Raw genomic sequence first — 24,795 nt, 5'->3', positions numbered from 1 at the left:
CGCAGCAGATGCCGCTCCACACGCACGCGATGACCGTCGATGGGTCGCCGGGAAAAACTTCCGTACCATCTGGGAACTACTTTGCTCAGACCCAAGCCCAGGGTGCGGACGACCCGTTCAGCAGCTTTACGCCGAATCCGGCCCGACCTGCGACCCTCAACCAGGCCTCTTTACAAGCGGTAGGCGGTAACCTTCCGCACGAGAACCGGCAGCCCTATCTCGTCATCAACTACATCATCTGTACCGACGGCCTTTATCCGTCCCGGCAGTGACGGCCTTGGCGATGGAGCATCCGGACGGTTCGATGCCACCGCTTCGTCGCCGACCCGAGGTGGAGGAGGATGCCGCCTTCCTCTTCGCTCTCTTCCGCGCGCATCAGGGTGCGCTGCTCGCCGGGCTCGATCCGGCCATGCTCGACATGCTGCTGCGTCCGAGTTTCGAGGGGCAGCGCATGACCTACCGCCTGCGCTATCCGGACGCCCGGTTCGAGATCGTGGAGGACGCGGATGGGCCTGTCGGGCGGATCGTGACCGACCGGGGGACGGAGGCCTTCACCCTCGTCGACATCGCGCTGCTGCCCGAGCGGTGTGGGCGGGGGCTCGGCACGCGCCTTCTCGCCGCGGTGATGGACGAGGCGCGCGCCGTCGGCCGACCCTTGCGGCTGTCGGTCACCGCACACAATCCGGGAGCGCGGCGGCTGTACGAGCGGCTCGGCTTCGTGCCGGTGGGGGGGAGCGAACTGCACGCCGACCTCGTCTGGCCCCCGCCCGCCGCGTCGTGAGCGGGCCGCCGGTCCCTCACGGGTCGAGGCGCATCGCCAGCCCGGCGGCGGCCATGTGGGCCTTGGCCTCGCCGACCGTGTGCTGTCCGAAATGGAAGATCGAGGCGGCGAGCACCGCGCTCGCGCCGCCGTCGCGCACGCCCGCCACGAGGTCGTCGAGCCCGCCGACGCCGCCCGAGGCGATCACCGGCACCCGCACGGCGTCGGTGATGGCGCGGGTCAGCGCGAGGTCGTAGCCGGAGCGGGTGCCGTCCCGGTCCATGGAGGTGACGAGCAACTCCCCGGCCCCGCCCTCCGAAATCTTTCGGGCGAACTCGACCGCGTCGATTCCGGTCGGGCTGCGTCCGCCATGAGTGAAGATCTCCCAGCGGGCGGGCTCGTTCGCGGCGGAGACGCGCTTGGCGTCGATCGCCACGACGATGCACTGGTCGCCGAACTTTTCCGCCGCCTCCGCCACCAGTTCGGGGTTCTTCACGGCGGCCGTGTTGATCCCGACCTTGTCGGCGCCCGCGAGCAGCAGGGTGCGGACATCGGCCACCGTGCGCACGCCGCCGCCCACGGTGAGCGGCATGAAGCAGGCTTCCGCCGTCCGGCTCACCACGTCGAGCAGCGTGCCGCGCGCCTCGTGGCTCGCGGTGATGTCGAGGAAGCACAGCTCGTCGGCGCCGGCCGCGTCGTAGGCCTTGGCCGACTCCACCGGATCGCCCGCATCGCGCAGTTCGAGGAACTGCACGCCCTTGACGACACGCCCGTCCTTCACGTCGAGGCAGGGGATGATGCGGGTCTTCAGCACGGGCAGCCTGCGGGTTGTCGAGCGGCGAAGGTCAGGATGCGGCGGTCGCGCGGGCGATGGCGGCGAGCGCCTCGGCCGGGTCGATGCGGCCGTCATAGAGGGCGCGTCCCGTGATGGCGCCGGCCAGAACCGCGCAATCGGGCTCGAGCAGGCGGTCGACATCGGCCATGGAGGCCAGCCCCCCGGAGGCGATGACCGGGATGCGCACGGCGTTGGCGAGCGCCAGCGTCATCTCGATGTTGAGGCCCTTGAGGATGCCGTCGCGGGCGATGTCGGTGTAGATGATGGCCGCGACCCCGGCATCCTCGAAGCGCCGGCCGAGATCTTCCGCCGTCATAGAGGAGGTCTGGGCCCAGCCCTCGACCGCGACCCGCCCGTCCTTGGCGTCGATGCCCACCGCGATCTTGCCCGGATGGCGCCGCGCCGCCTCGCGCACGAAGGCCGGATCGCGCACGGCGGCGGTGCCAATGATGACGCGGCTCACGCCCTGTTCGATCCAGCCTTCGAGCGTGCGCATCTCGCGCACGCCGCCGCCGAGCTGCACCGGCATCTTGACCCGCGCCAGGATCGCCTCGACGGCTTCGGCGTTGCGCGGCGCGCCGGCGAAGGCGCCGTCGAGATCGACCACGTGCAGCCAGGGGAAGCCCTGGCGCTCGAAGGTGGCGGCCTGGTCGGCGGGGTCGTCGTTGAAGACCTTGGCCTGGGCCATGTCCCCCTGCACGAGGCGGACGCAGCGCCCTTCCTTGAGGTCGATGGCCGGAAACAGGATCACGCGTCTGCTCGTCTCGTTCGAGGGGGCTAGAGCATCGTCCTGGATATCGGATCCAGGACGATGCTCTCCGTTCTTGGACCGCATCGTCTTTTTCCGAAAGCCGGCTCCCACCTTTCGTAACGATGCTCCAGGGCCGTATCCGACTTGATCGCATCGGGTCGGATACGGCCCCAAGGTTCTGTTTTGGCGCGCATTCTTACGACGAACCGGGACCCACTTCGTCGGAATGCGCTCTAAGGGCGCCAGCGCAGGAAGTTGGCGATGAGCGCGAGGCCGAGCCGCTGGCTCTTCTCCGGGTGGAACTGGGTGCCGGCCATGTTGTCCCGCGCCACCATCGCGGTGACGGGGCCACCATACTCGGCCTGCGCCACCACGTCCGCGGGCTCGGCCGGCTTGAGGGCGAAGCTGTGGACGAAATAGGCGTGCAGGCCGTTGGGGCCGGTCTCGATCCCGTCGAGGAGCGGGTGGGGCTGCGCCATGACGAGCGTGTTCCAGCCCATATGCGGGATCTTGAGCGCCGGGTCGGCCGGGACGATCGGGCCGACATCGCCGGGAATCCAGCCGAGGCCCGCCGTCTCCTCGTATTCGAGCCCGCGGCTCGCCATCAGCTGCATGCCGACGCAGATGCCGAGGAACGGCTTGCCGTTGCGGCGCACCCCTTCCGTCATGGCCTCGACCATGCCGGGCACGGCATCGAGCCCACGGCGGCAATCCGCATAGGCGCCGACGCCCGGCAGCACGATGCGGTCGGCCGCCGCCACGGTCTCGGGCGCGTCGGTGAGGACGATGCGGGTGTCGTCGCAGCCAGCCTCGCGGGCGGCGCGCTCGAAGGCCTTCACCGCCGAGTGGAGGTTGCCCGAGCCGTAATCGATGATCGCGACGGTCTGTCCGCTCACCGCAGGCCCTCGCGCGCCGGGAAGAAGCCGAGCGCCGCGTCCTCGTCGCGGCGCGGGGCGGAGCGCAGGGTCGGCGCCGGACGCGGAATCGCGTCGCGGTCGAGCCAGCGGGCGACGAGCTTCATCTCGGCCTCCTCCTGCGTGGCCGCGATCACCGCGTCGCGGGCCGGAAGGCCGCGGCGGCCGTAGGTCCAGCGGCGCAGCGACGAGGCCTCGAGCCCGATCAGCAGACCGGCCAGCAACGTGACGAGGAGGCCCGCCCCCGGCGGCAGGCCGAGGGCGTGACCGGCGACGCTCAAGGCGACGAGGCCGACGAGCACGAGGAGGGCGGCGAGCCAGAGCCGGTGCGCGGCGAACCACAGCACCGTGAAGGCGAAGGCGCGCGGGCAGAAGCCGTCGCGCACGATCTGCGCCCGGTCGAGGGCCAGGGCATCGCCGCGGGCGGCGCCCTCGGGAACGTGCAGGGTATAGGTGCGCATCCGCATGGATTCCCTGTCAGAGCGAGCCCTTGGTGGAGGGAACCCGCCCGTCCTCGCGCGGATCGACCGCCACGGCCTTCCGCAAGGCGCGGGCCAGACCCTTGAACAGGCTCTCGGCGATATGGTGGGCGTTCTCGCCGTAGAGCGTCTCGACGTGCAGCGTGATGCCGGCGTTCATCGCGAAGGCCTGAAAGAACTCGCGCACCAGCTCGGTGTCGAACTGGCCGATCTTTTCCACTCGGAACGAAGTGCGGAACACGAGGAACGGGCGACCCGAGATATCGATGGCGATCCGGCTGAGCGTCTCGTCCATGGGCAGGTGGATGTCGGCGTAGCGCGCGATGCCGCGCTTGTCGCCGAGCGCCTTGGCGAAGGCCTGTCCCAGCGCGATGCCGGCATCCTCGGTGGTGTGGTGCTGATCGACGTGGAGGTCGCCGGTCACCTTGATCTCGGCGTCGAACAGGGCGTGGCGCGCGAACAGCTCCAGCATATGGTCGAGGAAGCCGACGCCCGTGGCGATGGCGGCCTTGCCGGTCCCGTCGAGGTCGAGCGAGACGGAGACGTCGGTCTCCGCCGTGCGGCGGCTGATGCTGGCGTTGCGCATCTGAGTGTCGAGAATGCCCTGATATCGTCGGCCGGTTCGCTCCGTCCGCGCCCGCCTTGTAGTGTGGTTCTCCCCTCAGGGGAAAGGGCGTCGTCGCATCCCGCATGACGAGGCGCGTCATCGCTCCTTCATGCGGCGGCGCGAGGTTTCGCCCGTCATTTCTCAGAGGAGGCCGCCATGCTGTCCCGCCGTACCGTCCTTGCCGGCAGCGCCGCTCTGCTGGCCGGACCCGCGCGGGCGGAAAGTCCGCCGCTGCGCTTCGGCGTGATCGCCGACCCGCAATATGCCGATGCGCCGCCCAACCTGGCGATGGGCCGCTATTATGCCAACAGCCTCGACAAGCTCGCCGCCGCGATCGAGGTCCTGAATGCCGAGGACCTGCGCTTCGTCGTGACGCTGGGCGACGTGATCGACCGCGACTTCGCGAGTTACGAGCGCATCCTGCCGCTCTATCGAAAGCTCCGCCACGAGACGCGCTTCGTCCTCGGCAACCACGATTTCGAGGTCGATGCCGCCCATCTCGGCCAAGCGGTCGGGCGGCTCGGCATGCCCGGCCCGTATTACGATTTCGCGGTCCAGGGCGTGCGCTTCGTGGTGCTGGACGGCAACGACGTGTCGCTGTTCGCGCCCCCGCAGGGCGATCCGCGCTGGCAGCTCGCGCAGGAGCGGCTGGCCGCGGCCAAGGCCGCGGGCCTGCCCAACGCCAAGCCGTGGAACGGCTCGCTCGGGGCCGCACAGATGGCGTGGCTGGAGCGGGTGCTCGCGGCGGCTCAAGGGGCGGGCGAGCGGGTCGTCGTGCTGAATCACTACCCGGTCCTGCCGGACAACCCGCACAATCTCTGGGATTCGAACGCGCTCGTCGCGCGGCTCGCCCGATCACCCCAGGTCGTCGCCTATTTCAACGGCCACAACCATGCGGGCAATTACGGCGAAGCCCACGGCATCCACTTCGTGAATTTCTGCGGGATGGTGGACACGCCCGACACCTCCGCCTTCGCCGTCGTGGACATCACGGGTGATCGGTTGGACATCCGCGGCTACGGTCGCGAGCCGAGCCGCGCGTTGCCGCTGCGCGCGGCCTGATCCTGTTCCCCTGAGCGGCCGGAGCCACCGACCCCATGCGACGCCTCGCCCTGACCGCCCTCCTCGCCTGCGCCGCGAGCCCGGCCGCGGCCGCCTTCCCCTGCGACGAGCTGTGGGGCGAGCGCAACGCGATCTACAAGGATGCGGGCTACTGCTTCCGCACCGAGCGGGCGATCCGCGCCTTCGGCAATGCCGGGTGCAAGTACGACGACCTCGCCGACGTGCCGCTCTCGGCCCGCCAGCGCGCCACCGTCGCCGACATCGTTCGCCAGGAGCGGGAAAACGGCTGCGCGCGATAGGGGGGCGGGCGACCGGTCTGAGGCCCGGTCGAACTCCACATCAGTCTCGGCGATCCGTCAGCCCTGCCGGCCTGCGGCCCTTGACCGGAGCGCCGCCCCTGCGCAGGGTCCGCTGAGCCGGCATTCGATCCTTTGATGCCGCAGCGGACGGGCCCAAGCGCCGGACTCGATGAAGACCTTCACCCTCGACGACCTCGCCGCCCTGGTGGATAGCCGGGCCGGCCAGCCTCCCGACACCTCCTATACGGCGAAGCTCCTCGCCGACGGGCCCGCCAAGGCGGCCAAGAAGCTCGGCGAGGAGGCGGTCGAGGCGGCCATCGCCGCGGTGCAGGGCGACCGCAAGGCCCTCACGTCGGAGGCCGCGGACGTGCTCTATCACCTGATCGTGACGCTCAAGGCCGTGGACGTGCCGCTCGCCGACGTGATGGCGGAACTGGGCCGGCGCACGGCTCAGAGTGGGCTGGCCGAAAAGGCGGCGCGGAGGCACACGTGATCGGCGCCCCGATCCCGTCGGCCGGGATCGAGCCCGCGGAGCGGCAGAACCCGGTGACCGGAGAGGGGCCGGGCCGCCTCTCCCCCTATCGGATCTTCTCCCGCGAGGAGTGGGCGCAGTTGCGCGCCGACGCGCCGCTGACGCTCACCGCCGAGGATATCGGCCGGCTGCAATCCCTCAACGATCCGATCTCCATCGAGGAGGTCGTGGCGATCTATCTCCCGCTGTCGCGCCTGCTCTCGCTCTACGTCGCGGCCACCCAAGGGCTGTTCAAGGCGACCCAACGCTTCCTGCTCGCCGAGCGGGAGGCCAAGGTGCCCTACATCATCGGGCTCGCCGGCTCGGTCGCCGTCGGCAAGTCGACCACGGCGCGGGTGTTGAAGGCGCTGCTCGCCCGCTGGCCCAACACCCCGAAGGTCGATCTCATCACCACCGACGGGTTCCTGCACCCGAATGCCGAGCTCCAGCGCATGGGCGCGATGGAGCGGAAGGGCTTCCCGGAGAGCTACGACAGCGCCGCCCTGCTGCGCTTCCTCGCCGACATCAAGGCGGGGCATCGGCGGGTCTCGGCGCCGGTCTATTCCCACCTCGTCTACGACGTGGTGCCCGGCGAGGAGCAGGTGATCGAATCCCCCGACATCCTCATCGTCGAGGGGTTGAACGTGCTCCAGCCCGCCCGCCTGCCGCGGGACGGCACGGCGATCCCGTTCGTCTCCGACTTCTTCGACTTCTCGATCTATCTCGACGGGCACGAGGACGACCTGCACCGCTGGTACGTCAACCGCTTCCTGCGCCTGCGCCAGACCGCCTTCCGCGATCCCCTCTCCTATTTCCGCAAATACGCCGAGGTCACCGAGCCCGAAGCGCTGGAGATCGCCGACCGGCTCTGGACCTCGATCAACCTGCCGAACCTGCGCGACAACATCCTGCCGACGCGCCAGCGGGCGAGCCTGATCCTGGCCAAGGGCGCCAGCCACCGGATCGAGAGCGTCGCGCTGCGGCGGCTGTGACGGCGGCGCCTTCGTCGAGCCGAAGAGACCGAGACCAAGTCGGCGCGGCGGCCCTCGGGCCGCCGTTTTCCTGCCCGAGGGGACCCTCATGGACGCGAATTTCTGGGCCGCGCTGGCGGGCATCGTGTGGATCGATCTCCTGCTGTCGGGAGACAACGCCGTCGTGATCGCGATGGTGTGCTCGCGGCTGCCGCCGGCGCAGCGGCGGATGGGCATCATCCTCGGCGCCTCCGCGGCGGTGGGCCTGCGCATCGTCTTCGCGTTCTGCGTGGCGTGGCTGATGGCGGTGCCGGGCCTGAGCCTGATCGGCGGCCTGTTCCTCCTCTGGGTCGCGGCGAAACTCGTGATCGATCACGGCGCGGAGGACGAGGAGACCAAGGCCAGCACGACTCTGCTCGGTGCGGTGACCACCATCGCCATCGCCGATGCCGGCATGAGCCTCGACAACGTGCTGGCCATCGCCGCCCTCTCCCACGGCAATATCTGGCTGATGGCCTTCGGCGTGCTGCTGTCGATCCCGATCGTCATCGCCGGCAGCACCCTGATCTCCGGGCTGCTGGCGCGCTTCCCCGTCCTGATCTGGGCCGGCGCCGCTCTGCTCGGCTGGGTCGCGGGCAGTATCATCGCCTCGGACAGCTATGTGAAGGAGTATCTGAAGCCTTACCTGCCGCAGGACGAGCACGTGCTCCATTACGGGCTGGCCGCCGCGGGCCTCGCGCTGACCGTGGCCATCGGCCTCTTCGTCCGCCTTCGGCATTCCCGGGCCACGCAGGCCTGACGCGGGAGTGCATGGCTTTCTCCGGGGCGCGGGCCGGTAGGTCCGCGCCAAAGCGCTGCGACGGTCCGCATCGTCACCGTGTTCGAAGTAGGCGTGGTCGATGTCGCCGCGACCGTAGGGTCTGTCGGCGAGCCTCTTCAAAGGCGCCAAAGCCCGGCCGATTCAACGCTCGGCAAACGGAATGCACCGCGCACCCGCGGCCATCGGGACGTCCCGATTATATGATGAAGTCTAAGAACCGACGTCAATCGTGGGAGCGTCGAAGGCACCTGCTCATCAGTCGAATTCGACTGAGAAAATGGTGCGGCCAAGAGGACTCGAACCTCCACCCCTCGCGGGACTAGCACCTCAAGCTAGCGCGTCTACCAATTCCGCCATGGCCGCCCGTGCCGCCGGTCCGTCGGAGCGGGCCGGCATTTCGTGTGGGCGGCGCAGCAGATAACAGAAGCTTGGGGGGGGCACAAGCGCCCGATCGCTTCTTTTCCGCCGGTCGCCCGCGTTGCCGTTCAGAGCGCCGGTCCGGTCTCCTCCAGGAGCGGCACCGCGCCCTCGCCGATCGTCACGCCGGGAGTCCGGACCACCTCGGCTTTGCGGATCAGCTCGGTCACCTCCACCGAGATGCGGTTGCCCGTTACCACGATCTGCCCGCGGGCGATCGGGTGGTCGTTGGCGAGGATCTCGACCATGTCGGTGTCGGTGGCATCGAGTTCGATCACCGCGCCGCGGCCCATGCGCAACAGCATGTGCAGCGGCATGTGGCTGCGCCCCAGCACGACCTTGAGATCGACCTTCAGTTCGTCCAGGACCGCCACGCGCGAATGCTCCGCCGCTACCGCTCGGGGAATCCTTCGCGAGGGATGGTGAAGCCTTGGTAAACGACGCCCCGCTTTCTCTAAGCCCACGGCTCGCCACGATGCCGGCCGCTTTCCTGCCGCGGACCGGAAGCCCGCCGGTGGCATGGCGCGTCTCGGACGCGCTGGTGCCCTACGAGGAGGCGCTCGCCTTCATGGAGGCGCGGGCGGCTTCCATCGCCCGCGGCGAGGCCGACGAACTGGTGTGGCTTCTCGAACACCCGCCGCTCTACACCGCGGGCACCTCGGCGAGGACGGCCGACCTCGTCGAGCCGGAGCGCTTCCCGGTCCATCAGACGGGGCGGGGTGGGCAATACACCTATCACGGGCCGGGCCAGCGCATCGCCTACGTGATGCTCGACCTCAACCGGCGCCGGCCCGACCTGCGAGCCTACGTGGCGAGCCTGGAGGCGTGGCTGATCGCGACGCTCGACGCCTTCAACGTCCGCGCCGAGCGGCGCGAGGACCGCGTCGGGGTCTGGGTGCGGCGGCCCGAGAAGGGCGCGAATGTCGAGGACAAGATCGCGGCGATCGGCATCCGGGTGCGGCGCTGGGTGAGCCTGCACGGCCTCAGCCTCAACGTCGAGCCCGACCTCTCCCACTTTTCCGGCATCGTGCCCTGCGGCGTGCGCGAGCACGGCGTCACCAGCCTCGCCGACCTCGGCCGCATCGTCAGCCTGCCCGAAGTCGACATAGCGCTCCGCGCCGCCTTCGAGCCGATCTTCGGGCAGACGCGAGACGAAGCCTGATTTCGTGGATTCCAAAGGGATCATCCCTTTGGCGGAGCACCAGGGCAGAGCCCCGGTTTCCCTGCCAAACCAGGGCTCCGCCCTGGACCCGCGAAAGGACGCAGTCCTTTCGAAACCCGGATTCAGGCGTCGGCGGTGGCCGACGGCACGCTCGCGACCGGCGGTAGGGCGGGCTTGGCCCGGCGCAGGCGCAGGGCCAGGCGCAAAGCCGGCAGCACGGCGCGCGCGAGGCGGATCTGGCCCGGCAGCTGCCGCGGCATCAGCGGGCGGTAGGTCAGGCGCGGGCTGGCGCGGTCCACCGCCGCGACGATCTCGCCGACCCGCGGCAACGCCGCGATGCGGCGGGCCTCCGCCTCGGGAATCCCGAGCCTCCGGGCCCAGGCGAGGTCGTGTGTCAGCCGCCCCTGCCCGTGCAGCCGGCGCAACCGCGCCCGCCAGACGTAGCGGTGCAGTGCGCGGGGCACCGCCTCCATCCGGGCATCGCACAGCGCGTCCGGCTCCTCGCAGCGCGAACGGATCGTGTCGGCGACGCCCCCCGGCGCCCGGCCGGAAAGCCGAGCCGAGATCCACACCATCACGGCCCGGTCGTGGCGCACCCGGAAGCCGCGTTCGAGCAGTGCGGCGACGAAGGCGCCGTCCTCGCCGAGCGGGATCTCCGGCATCCCGCCGACCGCCGCGTAGGCCGTGCGGCGCACGGCGAGCGAGGCGCCGATGGTGGTGCGGTGGCACGGCCACGGGTCGGACGGGTCGGGATCGATCCGCGCCTCCATCTCGGTGATGAGCGCGTCGTAGGTGTCCTCCAGCTTGCCGCGGGCCGGCAGCGAGGGCGGCAGCAGTGCCGCCTCCTCCGGGATCAGCTCGACCCGGCCCGCAACCGCGTCGGCGCCGGCATCGAGCGCGGCGAGGTTGGCCGCGACCCAGTCCGTCGGGACGCGGCTGTCGGCGTCGGTGGTGAGCAGCGTGCCGGACGTGCCCGCCTCGTCGAGCCACGCGGCGGCCGCGTCCATGGCGGCCCGGCGCGCCCAGCCGGCATGCGCCCCGGCATAGGTCGTCTCGATCACCCGCACCGGAATCGACAGTCCGGGCACGAGGCCCGCGACGATCTCCGGCGTGCCGTCGGTGCAGTTGTTGAGGAACAGCACGAGCCCGAGCCGGCCCGGCGCGAGCCCCTGCTGCGCATCGATCGCCCGCAGGCAGGCCGCGATCCGCTCGGCCTCGTTGCGGACGGGCACGGCGATGACGGTGTCGAGATGGGACGGCACGGCCAAGGACTCCGAGGAAACGGGTGGGCCCCCGATTCGGAGGCCGCGTCGCCCTTGTAGCCACGCTCGATGAACCGACGCTGAGGGACTTTGCCGCGGAAACACCGGCTCCGACCCCCGGTTTCATGAGCAGCGTCCCCAATCCTCGCGCCGACCCCCTTGCCGATCCCTGCCCCCTGAGTCGCACCGCCTCCGGTGACGGCTTGCCAGGATGCCGTCCCATGCTCCTCCTCTACGGTGTCGTCCTGATCGCGGGCATCGCCAACGCGATCCAGCCGGGGCAGACCACCCAGCTCGCCAAATCGCTCGGGGAGCCCTTTACCGCGGGGCTGATCTCGATGTTCGTCGGCTCGGCCGGCATGCTCGCCATCGGCCTCCTGTCGGGGCATCTCTCGGTGCCGAGCCTGCAGCAGGCCGGACAGGCGCCGTGGTGGGCCTGGATCGGCGGCCTCGTCGGCGTCGGCCTGCTGATCGCGCAGCTCTTCGTGGCCCAGAGGGTCGGGGCGGCCCCCTTCCTCGGCCTGCTCGTGACCGCGGGGGTCGTCACCTCGATCGCGCTGGACCATTTCGGCCTCGTCGGATTCGACGTGCATGCGGCCGGCCCGATGCGGCTGCTCGGCGGCGCCCTGATGATCGCAGGCGTGAGCCTCGTCGCCCTGTCCTGAGGCCATGCGGGGCGGCAGCAAGAAGCGTGCGCCGGGCCGCAGGACGGGCCGTGCGCCGTCCTTTCATGCTTAATCGCCTGTTAACGGCCCCCCGCCATTGATCGGTCCCACGTCGCGTCCTCACGCGGGGTTGAGCGGACCGATTCGATCACGCCGTCGCGATCCGAGTCGTCCGGGCGCCCTGCCCTCCTCCATCCGCCGGAAGATCGATCCGTGACCAGCCTGTTGACCAACATCTCCGCCATGACGGCGCTGACGACGCTGAAGGGCATCAACAGCCAGCTCGACGCGACCTCGAACCGCGTCTCGACCGGCCAGCGCGTCTCGGCCGCCGCGGACAACGCCGCCTACTGGTCGATCGCCACCACGGTGCGCACCGACAACGCCTCGCTGTCGGCCGTGAAGGATTCCCTCGGCCTCGGCTCCTCGGCGGTCGACACCGCCTATAACGGCCTGAACTCGGTCCTGTCCGACCTGCAGAACCTGCGCGCCAAGCTGCAGACCGCCCTCCAGCCCGGCATCGACCGCGCCAAGGTGCAGGTCGAGATCAAGGCGATCCAGGACAAGATGCGCTCGACCGCCGATTCCTCGATCTCGTCGGGCCAGAACTGGCTCTCGGTCGATTCCTCGCCGAGCAACGGCATCTACCGGGCGACCCAGAGCGTGATCGCGGGCTTCTCGCGCACCGCGGCGGGAACGGTGAACTTCTCGATGATCGGCGTCGATGTGAACGCGATCAAGCTCTACGACGTCAACGCCTCCAGCATCACCACGGCGGCGACCTCGGCCAAGATCTTCGGTGCCACCTCGCTCACCGGCACGACCGCCTTCGCCGGCGGCACGGCGAACTTCAACGGCACCAACGAGGTCGCCTTCTCGCTGACGCTCGGCGACGGCTCGACCGGCACGATCCGCCTCAACCGCACCGCCCTCGCCTCCGCGGCGGCCGACCTGACCAAGGTGACGACCCAGGAATTCCTCGACGCGATCAACAACCAGATCGCCGCCGACACCGACGCCACCCCGCTCGCCGGCAAGGTCACCGCCGGCCTCGATTCCTCCGGGCGCCTGACCTTCGATACCGTCGCCACCGGCGCGACCGCGCAGGTGACGATCCAGAACGTGGCGGCGAGCGGCGGCAACGCCCTGGTCGATGTCGGCTTCGGCACGGGCACGGCGGCGACCGACGCCCGCACCGGCCGGGGCTCGGCGGCTGGCACCACCGCCGGTAAGGGCATCCTCGACACCGCCGACGGCGGAACCGGCGTGTCGGTCGCCACCATCGACATCTCGACCTTGTCGGGCACCGCGGGCGACACCACGCTACGGGCGATCATCACCCAGGTCGAGCAGGTCATCGCCAAGGTCACGGATGCCGGCACCAAGCTCGGCGCCAACAAGACCCAGATCGACGGCCAGAAGACCTTCGTCGACACGCTGATGAAGGCCAACGACCGCACCATCGGCATCCTGGTCGATGCCGACATCGAGGAGGAGTCGACCAAGCTGAAGGCGCTCCAGACGCAGCAGCAGCTCGCCGTCCAGGCCCTGTCGATCGCCAATTCCGGCGGCCAGAACATCCTGTCGCTGTTCCGCTCGTAACGGGCGCCGGCCCGCGCGGCAACGAGCGGCGCGGGCCGGCATCCGTTCAGCCGAAAGCCCCCGGGGCGGTCCCGGCTCAGGTTCGGGGGGCGTGCCCGGTCGGTCGGCGCTCCCCTTCGACAATCGCCCGCCCATTCAAAAATCGCCCGCCGAGAGGCGGATCCGAGACTGGGCCGGAGATCGAAGTGGAACTCAGGAAACTCGTTTCCATTTTCGCGAACTGATTGTCTGCGGCCTGCGGCATCCCGGTTGCACTTGCGGCCTGCGAATCCCTGAGGTTATCGTGCGATGGCCTACCGGCCGCCGTGCCGGGCTGCCCGCCGATGGGTGGTTCCACCTGGATTTCGACTCGGCCTCTCGGCCAAGGCCGGCATCATCGCTCGGACACTGCCCGCGTGTCGCTCGCATCCCTCTTCGATCCCGGCCACGGCACGGCCGGCGAGCAGGTCCAGGCCATTCTCCAGGCGGTGCGCCGCCATCTTGCGATGGATGTGGGCTTCGTCTCCGAATTCATCAGCGGCCGGCGCGTCTTCCGCTTCACCGACGGGCGGACGTCCAGCAACCCGATCACCGTCGGCGCCTCGGACCCGCTCGAGAAGAGCTTCTGCTATTACGTCGCCCGCGGCATGATGCCGGAACTGATGCGGGACGCGCGCGAGGATCCGATCGCCGCCGACCTGCCGGTGACCCGCGAGCTTCCGGTGGGGGCCCATCTCAGCGTGCCCCTGCGCCATTCGGACGGCACGACCTACGGCTCCGTCTGCTGCTTCAGCTTCACCCCCGACCGCTCCCTGACCACCCGCGACCTCGGCCTGTTGCGGCTTTGCGCCGATCTCGTCGGCGCGATCCTGCACCGCGACAGCCGCGCCGCTACCGAGCGTGACGAGGGGCGCGCCCGGATCCTGGCGGTGATCGAGGCCAAAGCGATCGAGATCGCCTATCAGCCGATCTTCTCCCTGAGCGAAGGCCGGCTGAAGGCGTTCGAGGCCCTGTCCCGCTTCACCGCCGAGCCCCGGCGCGGACCCGATCAATGGTTCGGCGAGGCGGCGAAGGTCGGCCTTGGCGAAGAGCTGGAATTCCTGGCCCTCGACCGGGCGCTGGCCGATTTGGCCGCCCTCGATCCCGCGCTGCTCCTCACGGTCAACCTCACGCCCGTGCGGCTCCTGAGCCCGCGCCTCGCCGCCGCCTTCGCCGGGGTGCCGCTGGAGCGCGTCGTCCTCGAACTGACCGAGCATGCGGGCGTCGAATCCTACGAGGCGCTGCGGCAGGCCTTGGCCCCGCTGCGGGCCCGGGGGCTGCGGCTGGCCATCGACGATGTCGGGGCGGGCCACTCGACCTTCCGGCACGTGCTCGACCTCGCGCCGGAATACATCAAGCTCGACATGAGCCTGATCCGCGGCATCGACCGCGACGCCGCCCGGCGGGCGCTGGCGGAATCGATCACCACCTACGGCCGCCGCACCGGCTGCGACGTGGTGGCCGAGGGCATCGAGACCCTGGCCGAATTCGCGGCCTTGCGCGACATCGGCATCACCTGCGCCCAGGGGTACCTTCTGGGCCGCCCCGTGCCGCTGGCGGACGCGGTGCGGATGCCGCTCGCCGCGACCTTCCCCGACGCGACGGCTTGAACGGGAGCATGCGCCGCAACGGCGATGTGCGTCCGCACCCTTCCGAAACCGGAATGGGAGGATTACTAAAGGGTTCCTCACCGTAAGGCCCCCTCCTACCGGACGTCTCCCGCTGCCCGTCGTCGCCCGGCGACCCGGCGGGGCATTCCTCGGATGGGGTCGTCAACCCGTCAGACACGTCTCGCCATGACCGCGCCGCGCACCCTCTACGACAAGATCTGGGACGACCACGTCGTCGATGTCCAGCCGGACGGGTCGACCCTCCTCTATATCGACCGCCACCTCGTCCACGAGGTGACGAGCCCGCAGGCCTTCGAAGGGCTTCGCGTCGCCGGCCGCAAGGTGCACGCGCCGCACAAGACGCTGGCGGTGGTCGATCACAACGTCCAGACCTCGGACCGCTCCAAGGGCATCGAGGATCCGGAGAGCCGCACCCAGCTCGAGGCTCTGGCCGAGAACGTGCGCGACTTCGGCATCGAGTTCTACGACGCCCTCGACCGGCGCCAGGGCATCGTCCACATCATCGGGCCGGAGCAGGGCTTTACCCTGCCGGGCCAGACCATCGTCTGCGGCGATTCCCACACCTCGACCCACGGCGCCTTCGGGGCGCTCGCCCACGGCATCGGCACCTCGGAGGTCGAGCACGTGCTGGCCACCCAGACGCTGATCCAGCGTAAGGCGCGCAACATGCGGGTGACCGTCGACGGCACCCTGCCGCCGGGCGTCACCGCCAAGGACATCATCCTGGCGATCATCGGCGAGATCGGCACCGCGGGCGGCACCGGACACGTCATCGAATATGCCGGCGAGGCGATCCGCGCCCTCTCGATGGAGGGCCGGATGACGATCTGCAACATGTCGATCGAGGGCGGCGCCCGCGCCGGCATGGTCGCGCCCGATGCCACCACCTACGCCTACGTCAAGGACCGGCCGAAGGCGCCGAAGGGCGCGGCGTTCGATGCGGCCCGCCGCTATTGGGAAAGCCTCATCACCGACGAGGGCGCGCATTTCGATCGCGAGGTCCGGCTGGACGCGGCCAACCTGCCCCCGTTGGTCTCCTGGGGCACCAGCCCCGAGGACGTGGTCTCGATCGCCGGCCTCGTGCCGGACCCCGCGACCATCGCCGACGAGAACAAGCGCCAGTCCAAGGAGAAGGCGCTGGAATACATGGGCCTGACGCCGGGCACCCGCATCACCGACCTGACGCTCGACCGTGTCTTCATCGGCTCCTGCACCAACGGCCGCATCGAGGATCTGCGCGCGGTCGCCAAGGTGGTCGAGGGCCGAAAGGTCCACGAGGGCGTCTCGGCCATGGTGGTGCCGGGCTCCGGTCTCGTGAAGGCACAGGCCGAGGCCGAGGGCATCGACCGCATCCTGAAGGCGGCGGGCTTCGACTGGCGCGAGCCGGGCTGCTCGATGTGCCTCGGCATGAACCCGGACAAGCTGCGCCCGGGCGAGCGCTGCGCCTCGACCTCGAACCGCAACTTCGAGGGCCGCCAGGGCCCCCGCGGGCGGACCCACCTCGTCTCCCCTGCCATGGCCGCGGCGGCCGCCGTTGCCGGCCGCTTCGTCGACATCCGCGACTGGCGCGGTTGAGGCCCCTCCCCCCGGGCGACACCGTCGTCCGGGGGGAGGTCCCCCAGCCGAGCTTTTTTCGAGGCGACGCGAAACAGCGATTGACGCCCGCGCCGCAGCCCCCTAAACGAACCCCATCGCCGGTCGCACACGACCCGGCGCCCAGGTGGCGGAATTGGTAGACGCGCTGGTTTCAGGTACCAGTCTCGCAAGAGGTGAAGGTTCGAGTCCTTTCCTGGGCACCATCAGCTGGCTAAGCCGCTGAATCGCAAGCAAGTTTAAGCAAATCATGTGGTTGGACGAGCCCGCGTGTTACACAGCGGTGCTACACACATGATTCTCGCGATGTCTCGCCCTCACCTCCATCCGCGCTCCCGGGTCTACTGGCTGCGCAAGCGCGTGCCCGCCGAGCTCGTCGCCGTTGTAGGCCGCAGGGAGATCACGTTCAGCCTCAAAACGCGTGATCCCGAGGAAGCCAAGCGGCGCTACGCTGAAGAGCTCCTCAAACTCGAACATCAATGGGCGAGCCTGCGGAAGGGCAAGCGTACCCTCACCGAACGTGAGGCGCACGACGTTGCGGCTGAGATTTTTGACCATTGGCTGGCTGAGCACCGCGACTATCCCAGCCGTCAGACCTTCTGGCGCACGGATCTCGGCGATTCTCTCTGGCGCTCGGACGATGATCCTGACATGTCGGTCCTCGATCGCGGCCGCGCCGCTCTCGAACGTGCGCGTGCGCCTGAAACGAACCGGCGCGAGATGGTCCGGGTCGAGATGCGTGACTGGTGCCGCGAGCAAGCCGAAGCACTCGCGTCGGGCCGCGGCCTTATCCTTGACGCGGCCGGGCAGGATGAACTCACCCGTGCTGTGGCAGCGGCCGTCCAGCGAGCCTGTTTGGCGCTGGAGCGAGGAACCCGCGGCGAGCCTCTCGAACTCGCACCTCCGAAGAGCGCCGACGCTACGTCAGCTCTCGCCCTCTCTCATGCCATCGCGACAGCGCCGACCAGTTCAGTGAGGGCGCCGCTCAGCTTCGGCACGCTGATCGAAGCCTGGGCGGCAGAAGCCACGCCGGCCACTCGCACGCGCTATGAGTGGACTCGCGTGATCGACAAGCTCGCTGCGTTCATCGGGCATGATGACGCGCATCGGCTGACGCAGAGCGACGTCGTGCGGTGGAAGGAGCACTTGGTCGCGTCAGGGCAGAGTTCGAAGACGATCCGCGACGCCAGCCTGTCGGCGGTCAAGTCGATTTTGGGCTGGGGGGTGCGCAATGGACGGCTCGAGACGAATCCTGCCGCGGCGGTGACGATCGACGTTCGGCGCAAAGCCGGTCAAGGCATCCGCGGGTTCAGCGACGATGAGGCGGCCACGATTTTGCGGGCGGCGGCGCAGGAAGCCGATCCGGTGCGGCGCTGGATCCCATGGCTCTGCGCTTTCTCCGGTGCGCGTTTGGCCGAGGCCTGTCAGTTGCGCGCCGAGGACGTGATGCCATTCGGCTCGGTGTGGGCGATGCGCTTCGACGCTGCGGCGGGACCGATCAAGAACACCAACTCCGAGCGTACCATCCCGGTGCATTCGGCGTTGATCGAGCAGGGTTTTCTCGCTTTCGCGCAGGGCACTGAGAGAGGGCCGCTCTTTCCCGGTCTGCCGCCTGATAAGTTTGGTAAGCGAGGCGGTACGGCTACCAAGCGGCTGGGGCCTTGGGTACGAAGCCTGGGCCTGATCGACGAACGGCTGAGCCCGAATCACTCTTGGCGGCACCGCTTCAAGACGTTGGCCCGACGACATGAGTTGCGGCCGGACACGGTGGACGCCATCACCGGGCACGGCAAAAGGGCTGTGGGGGATACCTACGGCGAACACGAACTTAAGACAATGCAGCGGGAGTTGGAAAAAATTCCAAATTTCATCTATTCGGGGGCGTAGGCCAACAATATTGGAATAAAATAAATTGAGGGGTGGTCTAATTTGATGAAATACGGGCCAGCCTTTCGACTGACCCTTCGATAGCTGAGGGGCAATCGCGTCTCACTCCGCGGCCGTCATCCCGGGCGTGTAGTGCCCGCACCAGTCTGTAGAGCCGACCACTGGCCACAGGCCGTGCGCGTCCGGGCCGGGCTGGCTGACCGGCGGGTTAAAGCGACACAGGCCTTCGTCGTTCTGTGCGACCGCGCCGTTGACCTTGTGCTCGTCGAAGAACCGGCAGCTCTCGCACTTGGCATTTGCCATGGAAATGCTCCTGCAATTGTCAGGGGGCTCAGCCGGCCTGATACAAATTAAAACAGATCTAATCTGCGAGACCAGCCGACGGGTCGTGGCCCGATTCCCGCACCCGTTGCTCAATCATACAAAAATCGGCAGCGGGCCAAGGGTGCATGTCACCAGTGCGAAGGGATTGCTGTCAGTTTCATTGGCGCCGACCGCATAGGGGCCGACGGCAACGCAGGGTGCGGTCAGGCGCAGCGGCTCAGCGAGGCCCGCGTAGTAGCGCGTGATCGCCCCCGGCGCGTACGGGCCGACCTGTCGGCGCTCGGGGATGACGAGGCGCGAGGCGGCCTCGCTGTCGGCCCGTCTTAAGGCCTGATAGAACGCCCGCACGGTTGCCAGCGCCCGGCGACCGGCCTCGTCGTCCGCGTCATTCCTCGACGTGGCCGGGGCGGTGGCCGAAAGGTCGAGGCGTCCGAGGAAGGCGGCGGCGATGGCGGGCTGCAGACTCACGCGGTCCGGGGGTAGCCTTACGTCGAGTTGGAGCAGGTATGGATCGCCTTCGGATGAGGTGTCTGTGCGCCGACCGCCTCGATGGCCTCGCGCACCCCGGCGACCTTGTGGACGTTCAGATTGTCGAGGATGACGATGTCGCCGGGCTTCAGCACCGGAGCCAGGGTGTCGGTGACGTAGGCGCGGAAGCGCATTCCATTCGTGGCTCCATCGAAGACGCTCCTGGCGATCAGTCCCGTGGCGCGCAGGGCGGCGCGACCAGCCAGGGAGGATCGCCGACGATCGAGAAGAAGCGGTCGCGTGATGGCGACAAAATCGCTTCATAGGATTAAAGTCTTGACTTTGCGGGCATTCCGGCTATAGTGGTGGCGTTGATCGGTCGTGCCGTTTGCGGCCGTTGCCCCGGGCCGATGAAACGGAGGAGATGCCCATGGTCCGACGACCACGATGCCCGCGGCCCCGGCCGCCCAATTGCTGGAGTCGCCAAGACCAGCCGTTCCTCCTTCACTGCCGCACCTGCCAGAAGGCCCCCACTCCGGGGGCCTTCGTCGTTTCTGGAGACCTTCGATGACCCGCCACGCCCTCGCCAACCGATCCGCCAAGGCCGGCAAACCGCCCGGCGGTACGCAGTCTGCTCCGTCGCCGTCGCAGCCTGGCGCTGCCCCGCGATCGCAGGCGGCGCCCGCGTCGTCGCCCCCGATGTCCGTTGAGCCACGAGCGACCGCGGGCACGGGGCCGGGGGCAGCATCGTTCCCGGTGCAGGAGACGAGCGCAGCCAAGACGGCGTCAACAACGGCAAGCAGGAATGCCCGCCAAGTCGGTTCGACCAACCCAAACAGCACAACCACCGTCACGGCAGGGAGCGCCGAGCGGAAGGCCAACCCGGCCGTTTCACAAGCCAGCGCCTCGGGTGCGACTGATCCCACGGCAACCGAATCTGGGGCCAGTTCGCCGTTGACCGCGGCATCGAATGCGCCCCGTCCCGGCGACCGAACCTTCGTCGGCCAGCCCAAGCCGCGCGATCCCGCCGAGATCGGACTGGGCAGCATCGTGCTCGCCCATGAGGGCCCCGACGAGGGGTGGTGGGAGGCCGAGGTGATCGGCATCAACGGTCGGGTCTTCTCGCTGCGCTGGCGTGACTACCCCACCCAGCCGACGATCCTACGCAAGGCCGGCGAACTCGCCCTGCTGCCGCTTGGCGACGCATAGCAAAGCTCTCGAGCATTGCGCCCGGGCCGCTCTCGCCGCCCGGGCCACTCGCCGGCAGCGCGTTGCGCGGCTCCTGCTGCGCCTCTCCCGCCACCCAGTGAGGCGTTCAGAGCCGGCATGCTCGAAGTGGGATCCATCGCTGCGCTCACCTCGGGTGTTCCGGTCGCACCATGTCGTTCCGAGTGCCAAATTGGGCCCCTTCAACCAGTCAGGCTTTAGACGGAGGGGAGAGTGTTCGAGATCAAAGAACCTTGGCGCCGATTGAAAGACATCTCCAAGGCACCCGCCAATTCCAAGCGCAGATAGTTGATCAAGGCGGCCACCGCTGATGAAACAGCGCAAAGGGCACATAGCCATCCGACCGCCCAGCGGCTGGAGGCACCGATCAAGCACAATGATTGCACTAGAAGAACATCGCAGCGACGGCAGCCGTGGCTCGCCGAGGCGGGAGATCGTCGTAACGAAATCGCAAAACGGAGGTGAAAAGAATCCGAATGCGCCCATGGAGAGCCTGGTCAACGAATGCCGGACACCGTATCAAGTCGCATGCGAAGCTACGCCAACACCCTACCAGTCATCGATTTGTTCGCCGGCCCGGGCGGTCTGAGCGAGGGCTTCAGCCGCTATGCCGAGTTCCTCAGCGACAACCTACAATATAAAACCATTCTCTCCATCGAGAAGGACGAAGCAGCTGTCCGAACACTACGCCTGCGCGCATTTTTGAGGCAGTTTCGCCTCGAAGATGTCCCAGACGCATACTATGAATACATAAGGAGTGATGATCCATTAGCCAAGTCAGAGGCGCTCAATGCACTCCGCCGCCATCCAGAGTGGCGACATTCAGCCGCAGAAGTCTGGAAATATGCACTTGGCGACAAAAGCGAGAGGAACTTCTTTAAGCTTCACCGCAGGATCCGACGCAGACTTGCAGGAGCCACGATGTGGGTACTTCTTGGCGGGCCACCCTGCCAAGCTTATTCTGTTGTCGGGAGAGCGCGCCGCCTTGGACACCGCCGCGACCTTGACCTTAATCTTTCAGAGGATGAGCTGAAGCAACGGCAGATGCTGAGGGCCAACAAGTTTTTTCAAGATGAGCGGCACACCCTATATACTGAGTATCTGGAAATTGTTGCAATACATCAGCCGCCATTCTTTGTAATGGAAAATGTGAAGGGGATACTGACATCAAAGATTTCTTCAGGCAACGCCACGGACGGACAGCCCCCCTCATATATATTCGAACGCATTACAAGGGATCTGACCGATCCTTGGCTTGCAATTCGAAACGAAAAGCTACCATCCGGCTGGGAAGATTTTGCAGACGGCAGTCGGTTTGGATACAATCTTTATTCTTTTACAAACCCGCCGCACATGCTATTCGGAGACAATGCTCCTGAAGATTATCTCATCAAGGCGGAGCATTATGGAATTCCGCAGGAGCGTCATAGGGTCATCATTTTCGGCGTCCGTGAGGATGTAGATGCCGTGCCGTTACCTCTGACACCCAGAGCGGACAAAGTAACAGTTCAACAAGTCATAGGAAGCCTCCCCCCGCTACGAAGCGGCCGCAGTGGGCGAAGCCATGACGGCAAGCGACGAGATCGCAGCATGGACTCGCCAGAGATGTGGGCAGACGCCGTAGCTAATGCCATTCCCGACGAGACACTGGAACAAATCGAACCGGCGGCAATACGAGAGGGGATTAGCACTGCCAAGAATACTATAAGCCGTCGACTTACGAAGGGCGCAGGATTCATCCCTTGGAAAGACGCGGGCATAGGAGATTTAGAACTTCACCGGTGGCTGACCGATCAGCGATTAGGCGGGGTTATACAGCACAGGAGTCGCGACCACATGGACAGCGACTTCGCTAGATATCTATTCCTCGCCGTGTATGCTGAACATTTCGGCGAATCACCAAAACTCCGTCACTTCCCTAGCGCCCTCTTGCCGAAACACCGCAGCGTCTATGAAGCAGGCCGCAAGGACGTGCCTTCTCGAACATTTGCAGACAGATTTCGGGTTCAGGTTGCAGGGAGGCCGGCATCGACCATCGTATCTCACATACAAAGAGACGGACATTATTACATTCACTACGATCCAATGCAATGTCGAAGCTTAACGGTGCGGGAAGTTGCCAGGTTACAGACCTTCCCGGATAATTATTATTTTGAGGGAAATAAAACGGAGCAGTATGAGCAGATCGGAAATGCAGTTCCCCCGTTTCTTGCTTTGCAGCTGGCAGCGGTAGTTGCGGCGTCATTGAGGCAATCGGCCACGATCACCACTTTTTCACCTGAGCAGAGACTTACGAGCACGAAAGCCTTGCGGGTCGTGACCTTGTGAGCGGCAGAATGCGAACGGCACGCGGCGGAGCTTTGATATATGACACAGGTGGCAGCCGGCCTTATCGCTAAGCACAACAACCACTGGGAGTAAGGCAATGGAACCTAATTAGATCAAATAGGCCTTGCTCCTATTGAAGTTACGCGTCACCTGTTCTCGGTTCTACCGGTTTTGGCTATGACTGATGTTCTTACGCCCGCACAACGGCGACTCGTCATGAGCCGCATCAAAGGACGGGATACAAAGCCAGAAATTGTGCTGCGCAAACTTCTGCATGCTGACGGTTTTCGCTATCGTCTCCATGCAAAAGGGCTACCTGGAAGGCCTGACTTGGTCTTTCACCGTTACAAGGCTGTGATTTTCGTGCATGGCTGTTTCTGGCATGGCCACGACTGCCCATTATTTCGGCTACCCAGTACTAGGCGCGAATTCTGGGAGACTAAGATACAAGAAAATCGGAAGAGAGATCAGCGCCAAATCATACAGCTCACATCATCTGGCTGGCGGTGCCTCGTCGTTTGGGAGTGCAGCATGAGGGGGAAAGCGCGACATCCTGTTGAAATTCTGCTCCGGAGCTGCTCGAATTTTCTCAACAGCGATGCTTCGCTAGAGGAAATATCCGGGGCATGGATATCTCGCGAAAATCAAAAAGATATTCCAAATGACAATAAATGAAACGCGGCCAAGCTGATAAACACGGAACAACCAATAGATTTTTTTATTCCCGACTCGTGCAGATAAGCGAACTAGCCGATTGGCATGATGCGCTGAGGCCGATCGATCAGATTGCTGCAAGTGCCACAGTAGTGTTCGATAATATCCTCGAACGACGCAGATATTCGACTGCCGGGCCAGCTCTTGCAGTTGAATTTTTGGAGATTTTGCGGCCGGCTCAATTTGGGCGGGCGCGCTGGCAGCCATCGTAAGGTGATGTTGAGAGCGACGTCTAGGTGTATGGTCCCGGGATGTGGTGTGACGGATCGAGCCTGAAGCGTTCGGGCTCTTTCGTCCAGGCCTGACAGATGAACTCGTAGGGTGTCAGGCCGCGCAGCGTCTTGAGGCGGCGGGCGTGGTTGTAGGCATCCACGAAGAGCTGGAGGTGATCCCTGAACTGCTCGTGGCTGTCGTAGTGGTAGCGTTTGACGGTCGCGTCCTTGATCGTGCGGTTCATTCGCTCGACCTGACCGTTGGTCCAGGGATGGTTCACCTTGGTCAGCCGGTGCTCGATGTCGTTCTCGGCACAGACACGATCAAAGATGTGCTCGCCGTCCCAGATGTCTCTCTTGCGAGAGGTAAACTGGATGCCATTGTCGGTCAGGACGATGTGGATGCGATAAGGCACTGCTGCTGCCAGGTCTCGCAGAAACTGCGCTGCCTCCATCTTGCCGGCACTTTCGACCAGACGGACGAAGGCGAACTTGCTGGTGCGATCGATCGCCACGAAGAGGTACAGCTTACCCTCCTCGGTGCTGACCTGTGCAATATCGATGTGGAAGTAGCCGATCGGATATGGCTTGAAGCGCTTCTTCTCGGGCTTGTCGCCTTCGACCTCCGGCAAGCGGCTGATGCCATGTCGCTGCAGGCACCGGTGCAGGCTGGAGCGGGTCAGATGCGGGATCGTGGGCTGCAGCCCGTAGAGGCAATCATCCAGCGGCAACAGGGTATGCCGCCGAAAAGCGACGACGATCGCCTCTTCCCCCGGCGTCAGCGTGGTCGAGCGCGGCTCCTTCGGTCCCATGGCGGCGTCGGCCGTCGTCTCCCGATCACGCCACTTCTGGATCGTCGTCGGACTGACGCCGTAGCGCTTGGCCGCCGCTCTCACGCTTTCTTGACGTAGCTGTATCGCGCGACGGACTGCCTTGTATCTTTGAGTTGCCCGCTGGAGTGACGCCGGCGAGGCTACACGGTGAGGGTTAGCCCGTGTTTGCCTCGGGCTCGTAAGCCCGCGACAGAGCAAGGTGCGGCCCTCACCGCCACAGTCCCGAACCCGGACAGCCGCTCGGGCCCAAGCCCGCATTTGCAAGGTAGGGTCATGGACGATCAACCCACCATCTTCGTCGGCATCGACGTGTCCAAGGACCGTCTCGACGTTCATCTCAGGCCGTTGAACGAGGCCTTCCATGTCCCTCGGGACGCAAAAGGTCTGGAGGCCCTCACGCGCCGCTTCGGCAACCTACCGATTGCCCTCGTCGTCCTGGAGGC

The 24,795-nt window shown here is 66.6% G+C and carries 26 protein-coding genes, 2 tRNA genes and 2 pseudogenes; 18 read left to right on the top strand and 12 right to left on the bottom strand.

All coding sequences use genetic code 11. The features are described 5' to 3' along the window. Both BM140_RS26140 and BM140_RS23830 read left to right on the top strand, forming a co-directional pair. Positions 1–272: phage tail protein (locus BM140_RS26140; RefSeq protein WP_425287086.1), on the top strand; the 272-nt coding region annotated here is incomplete at its 5' end. Positions 273–304: 32 nt separating this feature from the next. Further along, entirely contained in the window at positions 305–781 is a 477-nt protein-coding gene (locus tag BM140_RS23830; RefSeq protein ID WP_244535611.1) for a GNAT family N-acetyltransferase, read from the top strand. A 16-nt stretch (positions 782–797) separates the two neighbouring features. Here BM140_RS23830 and hisF read toward each other — a convergent pair whose 3' ends face one another. The 5 genes from hisF to hisB form a co-directional block, all read right to left on the bottom strand. Next, positions 798–1,574, bottom strand: a complete 777-nt coding sequence (gene hisF / locus BM140_RS23825; protein WP_091951829.1) for an imidazole glycerol phosphate synthase subunit HisF — start codon at positions 1,572–1,574, stop codon at positions 798–800. A gap of 31 nt (positions 1,575–1,605) precedes the next feature. Beyond that, entirely contained in the window at positions 1,606–2,346 is a 741-nt protein-coding gene (gene hisA, locus BM140_RS23820) for a 1-(5-phosphoribosyl)-5-[(5-phosphoribosylamino)methylideneamino]imidazole-4-carboxamide isomerase (RefSeq protein ID WP_091951827.1), read from the bottom strand. Between the two features lie 233 nt (positions 2,347–2,579). After that, positions 2,580–3,242: an imidazole glycerol phosphate synthase subunit HisH gene (gene hisH / locus BM140_RS23815; RefSeq protein ID WP_091951825.1), complete on the bottom strand. Its 663-nt coding sequence runs from the start codon at positions 3,240–3,242 to the stop codon at positions 2,580–2,582. Beyond that, on the bottom strand, positions 3,239–3,721 hold the full coding sequence (locus BM140_RS23810) for a DUF2628 domain-containing protein (RefSeq protein WP_091951823.1): 483 nt from the start codon (positions 3,719–3,721) through the stop codon (positions 3,239–3,241). The genes hisH and BM140_RS23810 overlap by 4 nt, the downstream gene beginning before the upstream one ends. 16 nt (positions 3,722–3,737) lie before the next feature. Continuing rightward, positions 3,738–4,325, bottom strand: coding sequence for an imidazoleglycerol-phosphate dehydratase HisB (gene hisB / locus BM140_RS23805; RefSeq protein WP_091951820.1), 588 nt, complete (start codon positions 4,323–4,325; stop codon positions 3,738–3,740). A 177-nt stretch (positions 4,326–4,502) separates the two neighbouring features. On the opposite strand from hisB, the gene BM140_RS23800 reads away from it, so the two are divergent. From BM140_RS23800 to BM140_RS23780, 5 genes are all read left to right on the top strand, one after another. Continuing rightward, positions 4,503–5,408 carry a metallophosphoesterase gene (locus BM140_RS23800; RefSeq protein WP_091951818.1) on the top strand — a complete coding sequence of 302 codons (906 nt, stop codon included), beginning with the start codon at positions 4,503–4,505 and terminating at the stop codon, positions 5,406–5,408. Between the two features lie 35 nt (positions 5,409–5,443). Next, positions 5,444–5,707 carry a YARHG domain-containing protein gene (locus BM140_RS23795; RefSeq protein ID WP_091951816.1) on the top strand — a complete coding sequence of 88 codons (264 nt, stop codon included), beginning with the start codon at positions 5,444–5,446 and terminating at the stop codon, positions 5,705–5,707. A 169-nt stretch (positions 5,708–5,876) separates the two neighbouring features. Beyond that, positions 5,877–6,200 carry a phosphoribosyl-ATP diphosphatase gene (locus tag BM140_RS23790; RefSeq protein WP_091951814.1) on the top strand — a complete coding sequence of 108 codons (324 nt, stop codon included), beginning with the start codon at positions 5,877–5,879 and terminating at the stop codon, positions 6,198–6,200. Next, entirely contained in the window at positions 6,197–7,210 is a 1,014-nt protein-coding gene (gene coaA / locus BM140_RS23785; protein ID WP_091951812.1) for a type I pantothenate kinase, read from the top strand. Before BM140_RS23790 ends, coaA begins: the two co-directional genes overlap by 4 nt. An 88-nt stretch (positions 7,211–7,298) precedes the next feature. Then, positions 7,299–7,988, top strand: a complete 690-nt coding sequence (locus tag BM140_RS23780) for a TerC family protein (protein WP_091951810.1) — start codon at positions 7,299–7,301, stop codon at positions 7,986–7,988. 299 nt (positions 7,989–8,287) lie between these two features. Here the strand turns inward: BM140_RS23780 and BM140_RS23775 are convergent. Both BM140_RS23775 and BM140_RS23770 read right to left on the bottom strand, forming a co-directional pair. Then, positions 8,288–8,372: transfer RNA gene (locus tag BM140_RS23775), tRNA-Leu, on the bottom strand. 122 nt (positions 8,373–8,494) lie between these two features. Further along, positions 8,495–8,800: a FliM/FliN family flagellar motor switch protein gene (locus tag BM140_RS23770; protein ID WP_091951809.1), complete on the bottom strand. Its 306-nt coding sequence runs from the start codon at positions 8,798–8,800 to the stop codon at positions 8,495–8,497. A gap of 101 nt (positions 8,801–8,901) precedes the next feature. Between BM140_RS23770 and lipB the strand changes: the two genes are divergently transcribed. Continuing rightward, positions 8,902–9,588, top strand: a complete 687-nt coding sequence (gene lipB / locus BM140_RS23765) for a lipoyl(octanoyl) transferase LipB (RefSeq protein WP_091951807.1) — start codon at positions 8,902–8,904, stop codon at positions 9,586–9,588. Positions 9,589–9,710: 122 nt separating this feature from the next. Here lipB and BM140_RS23760 read toward each other — a convergent pair whose 3' ends face one another. Next, a complete protein-coding gene (locus BM140_RS23760) occupies positions 9,711–10,850 on the bottom strand; it encodes a glycosyltransferase family 2 protein (RefSeq protein WP_244535610.1) in 1,140 nt (379 codons plus the stop codon). Between the two features lie 221 nt (positions 10,851–11,071). Between BM140_RS23760 and BM140_RS23755 the strand changes: the two genes are divergently transcribed. The 6 genes from BM140_RS23755 (at position 11,072) to BM140_RS23730 (ending at position 18,246) form a co-directional block, all read left to right on the top strand. Then, positions 11,072–11,515 (top strand): DMT family transporter, encoded by a 444-nt coding sequence (locus BM140_RS23755; protein ID WP_091951803.1) that lies wholly within the window; start codon positions 11,072–11,074, stop codon positions 11,513–11,515. A 213-nt stretch (positions 11,516–11,728) separates the two neighbouring features. Beyond that, complete coding sequence (locus BM140_RS26650; protein ID WP_091951801.1) at positions 11,729–13,117, top strand: flagellin N-terminal helical domain-containing protein; 1,389 nt, start codon at positions 11,729–11,731, stop codon at positions 13,115–13,117. A gap of 395 nt (positions 13,118–13,512) precedes the next feature. After that, positions 13,513–14,745 (top strand): sensor domain-containing phosphodiesterase, encoded by a 1,233-nt coding sequence (locus BM140_RS23745; protein ID WP_207549503.1) that lies wholly within the window; start codon positions 13,513–13,515, stop codon positions 14,743–14,745. 186 nt (positions 14,746–14,931) lie between these two features. Next, a complete protein-coding gene (gene leuC / locus BM140_RS23740) occupies positions 14,932–16,341 on the top strand; it encodes a 3-isopropylmalate dehydratase large subunit (protein ID WP_091951797.1) in 1,410 nt (469 codons plus the stop codon). Between the two features lie 139 nt (positions 16,342–16,480). Then, positions 16,481–16,565, top strand: a tRNA-Leu gene (locus BM140_RS23735). An 88-nt stretch (positions 16,566–16,653) separates the two neighbouring features. After that, a complete protein-coding gene (locus BM140_RS23730; RefSeq protein WP_091951795.1) occupies positions 16,654–18,246 on the top strand; it encodes a site-specific integrase in 1,593 nt (530 codons plus the stop codon). A gap of 102 nt (positions 18,247–18,348) precedes the next feature. Here the strand turns inward: BM140_RS23730 and BM140_RS23725 are convergent, their stop codons facing one another. The 3 genes and pseudogenes from BM140_RS23725 to BM140_RS23715 all read right to left on the bottom strand — a co-directional run. Next, positions 18,349–18,549 carry a hypothetical protein gene (locus tag BM140_RS23725; protein WP_091951792.1) on the bottom strand — a complete coding sequence of 67 codons (201 nt, stop codon included), beginning with the start codon at positions 18,547–18,549 and terminating at the stop codon, positions 18,349–18,351. A 114-nt stretch (positions 18,550–18,663) separates the two neighbouring features. Then, the gene (locus tag BM140_RS23720) at positions 18,664–19,038 is read right to left on the bottom strand and encodes a hypothetical protein (protein ID WP_091951790.1); all 375 of its coding nucleotides are present in this window, start codon (positions 19,036–19,038) and stop codon (positions 18,664–18,666) included. Between the two features lie 62 nt (positions 19,039–19,100). After that, positions 19,101–19,343, bottom strand: a pseudogene (locus BM140_RS23715) (transposase); the annotation flags it as partial. Positions 19,344–19,992: 649 nt separating this feature from the next. Here BM140_RS23715 and BM140_RS23710 point away from each other — a divergent pair. The 3 genes from BM140_RS23710 (at position 19,993) to BM140_RS23700 (ending at position 23,268) form a co-directional block, all read left to right on the top strand. After that, positions 19,993–20,247, top strand: a complete 255-nt coding sequence (locus BM140_RS23710; RefSeq protein WP_091951787.1) for a hypothetical protein — start codon at positions 19,993–19,995, stop codon at positions 20,245–20,247. A 546-nt stretch (positions 20,248–20,793) separates the two neighbouring features. Continuing rightward, positions 20,794–22,593, top strand: a complete 1,800-nt coding sequence (locus tag BM140_RS23705; RefSeq protein WP_091951837.1) for a DNA cytosine methyltransferase — start codon at positions 20,794–20,796, stop codon at positions 22,591–22,593. A gap of 177 nt (positions 22,594–22,770) precedes the next feature. Continuing rightward, positions 22,771–23,268 (top strand): very short patch repair endonuclease, encoded by a 498-nt coding sequence (locus BM140_RS23700; protein WP_091951835.1) that lies wholly within the window; start codon positions 22,771–22,773, stop codon positions 23,266–23,268. 271 nt (positions 23,269–23,539) lie between these two features. Here BM140_RS23700 and BM140_RS23695 read toward each other — a convergent pair whose 3' ends face one another. Further along, on the bottom strand, positions 23,540–24,436 hold the full coding sequence (locus BM140_RS23695; protein WP_091951833.1) for an IS481 family transposase: 897 nt from the start codon (positions 24,434–24,436) through the stop codon (positions 23,540–23,542). A 189-nt stretch (positions 24,437–24,625) separates the two neighbouring features. Here BM140_RS23695 and BM140_RS23690 point away from each other — a divergent pair. Continuing rightward, positions 24,626–24,795: pseudogene (locus BM140_RS23690) on the top strand (IS110-like element ISMno7 family transposase); the annotation flags it as partial.

Origin of the sequence: Methylorubrum salsuginis (genome assembly GCF_900114375.1) — a bacterium.
Taxonomy (GTDB): Bacteria; Pseudomonadota; Alphaproteobacteria; order Rhizobiales; family Beijerinckiaceae; genus Methylobacterium; species Methylobacterium salsuginis.
This window is presented reverse-complemented; position numbering and strand designations above follow the sequence as displayed.

Bases quoted from the DNA above. Each gene is read 5' to 3' on its own strand.
- BM140_RS23810 (WP_091951823.1), bottom strand. From the start codon at position 3,721: ATGCGCACCTATACCCTGCACGTTCCCGAGGGCGCCGCCCGCGGCGAT.
- BM140_RS23700 (WP_091951835.1), top strand. From the start codon at position 22,771: ATGACTGATGTTCTTACGCCCGCACAACGGCGACTCGTCATGAGCCGC.
- BM140_RS23800 (WP_091951818.1), top strand. From the start codon at position 4,503: ATGCTGTCCCGCCGTACCGTCCTTGCCGGCAGCGCCGCTCTGCTGGCC.
- BM140_RS23705 (WP_091951837.1), top strand. From the start codon at position 20,794: ATGCGAAGCTACGCCAACACCCTACCAGTCATCGATTTGTTCGCCGGC.
- BM140_RS23795 (WP_091951816.1), top strand. From the start codon at position 5,444: ATGCGACGCCTCGCCCTGACCGCCCTCCTCGCCTGCGCCGCGAGCCCG.
- BM140_RS23830 (WP_244535611.1), top strand. From the start codon at position 305: ATGCCACCGCTTCGTCGCCGACCCGAGGTGGAGGAGGATGCCGCCTTC.
- BM140_RS23780 (WP_091951810.1), top strand. From the start codon at position 7,299: ATGGACGCGAATTTCTGGGCCGCGCTGGCGGGCATCGTGTGGATCGAT.
- lipB (WP_091951807.1), top strand. From the start codon at position 8,902: ATGCCGGCCGCTTTCCTGCCGCGGACCGGAAGCCCGCCGGTGGCATGG.
- BM140_RS23790 (WP_091951814.1), top strand. From the start codon at position 5,877: ATGAAGACCTTCACCCTCGACGACCTCGCCGCCCTGGTGGATAGCCGG.
- leuC (WP_091951797.1), top strand. From the start codon at position 14,932: ATGACCGCGCCGCGCACCCTCTACGACAAGATCTGGGACGACCACGTC.
- BM140_RS23725 (WP_091951792.1), bottom strand. From the start codon at position 18,549: ATGGCAAATGCCAAGTGCGAGAGCTGCCGGTTCTTCGACGAGCACAAG.
- BM140_RS23730 (WP_091951795.1), top strand. From the start codon at position 16,654: ATGATTCTCGCGATGTCTCGCCCTCACCTCCATCCGCGCTCCCGGGTC.
- hisB (WP_091951820.1), bottom strand. From the start codon at position 4,325: ATGCGCAACGCCAGCATCAGCCGCCGCACGGCGGAGACCGACGTCTCC.
- BM140_RS23755 (WP_091951803.1), top strand. From the start codon at position 11,072: ATGCTCCTCCTCTACGGTGTCGTCCTGATCGCGGGCATCGCCAACGCG.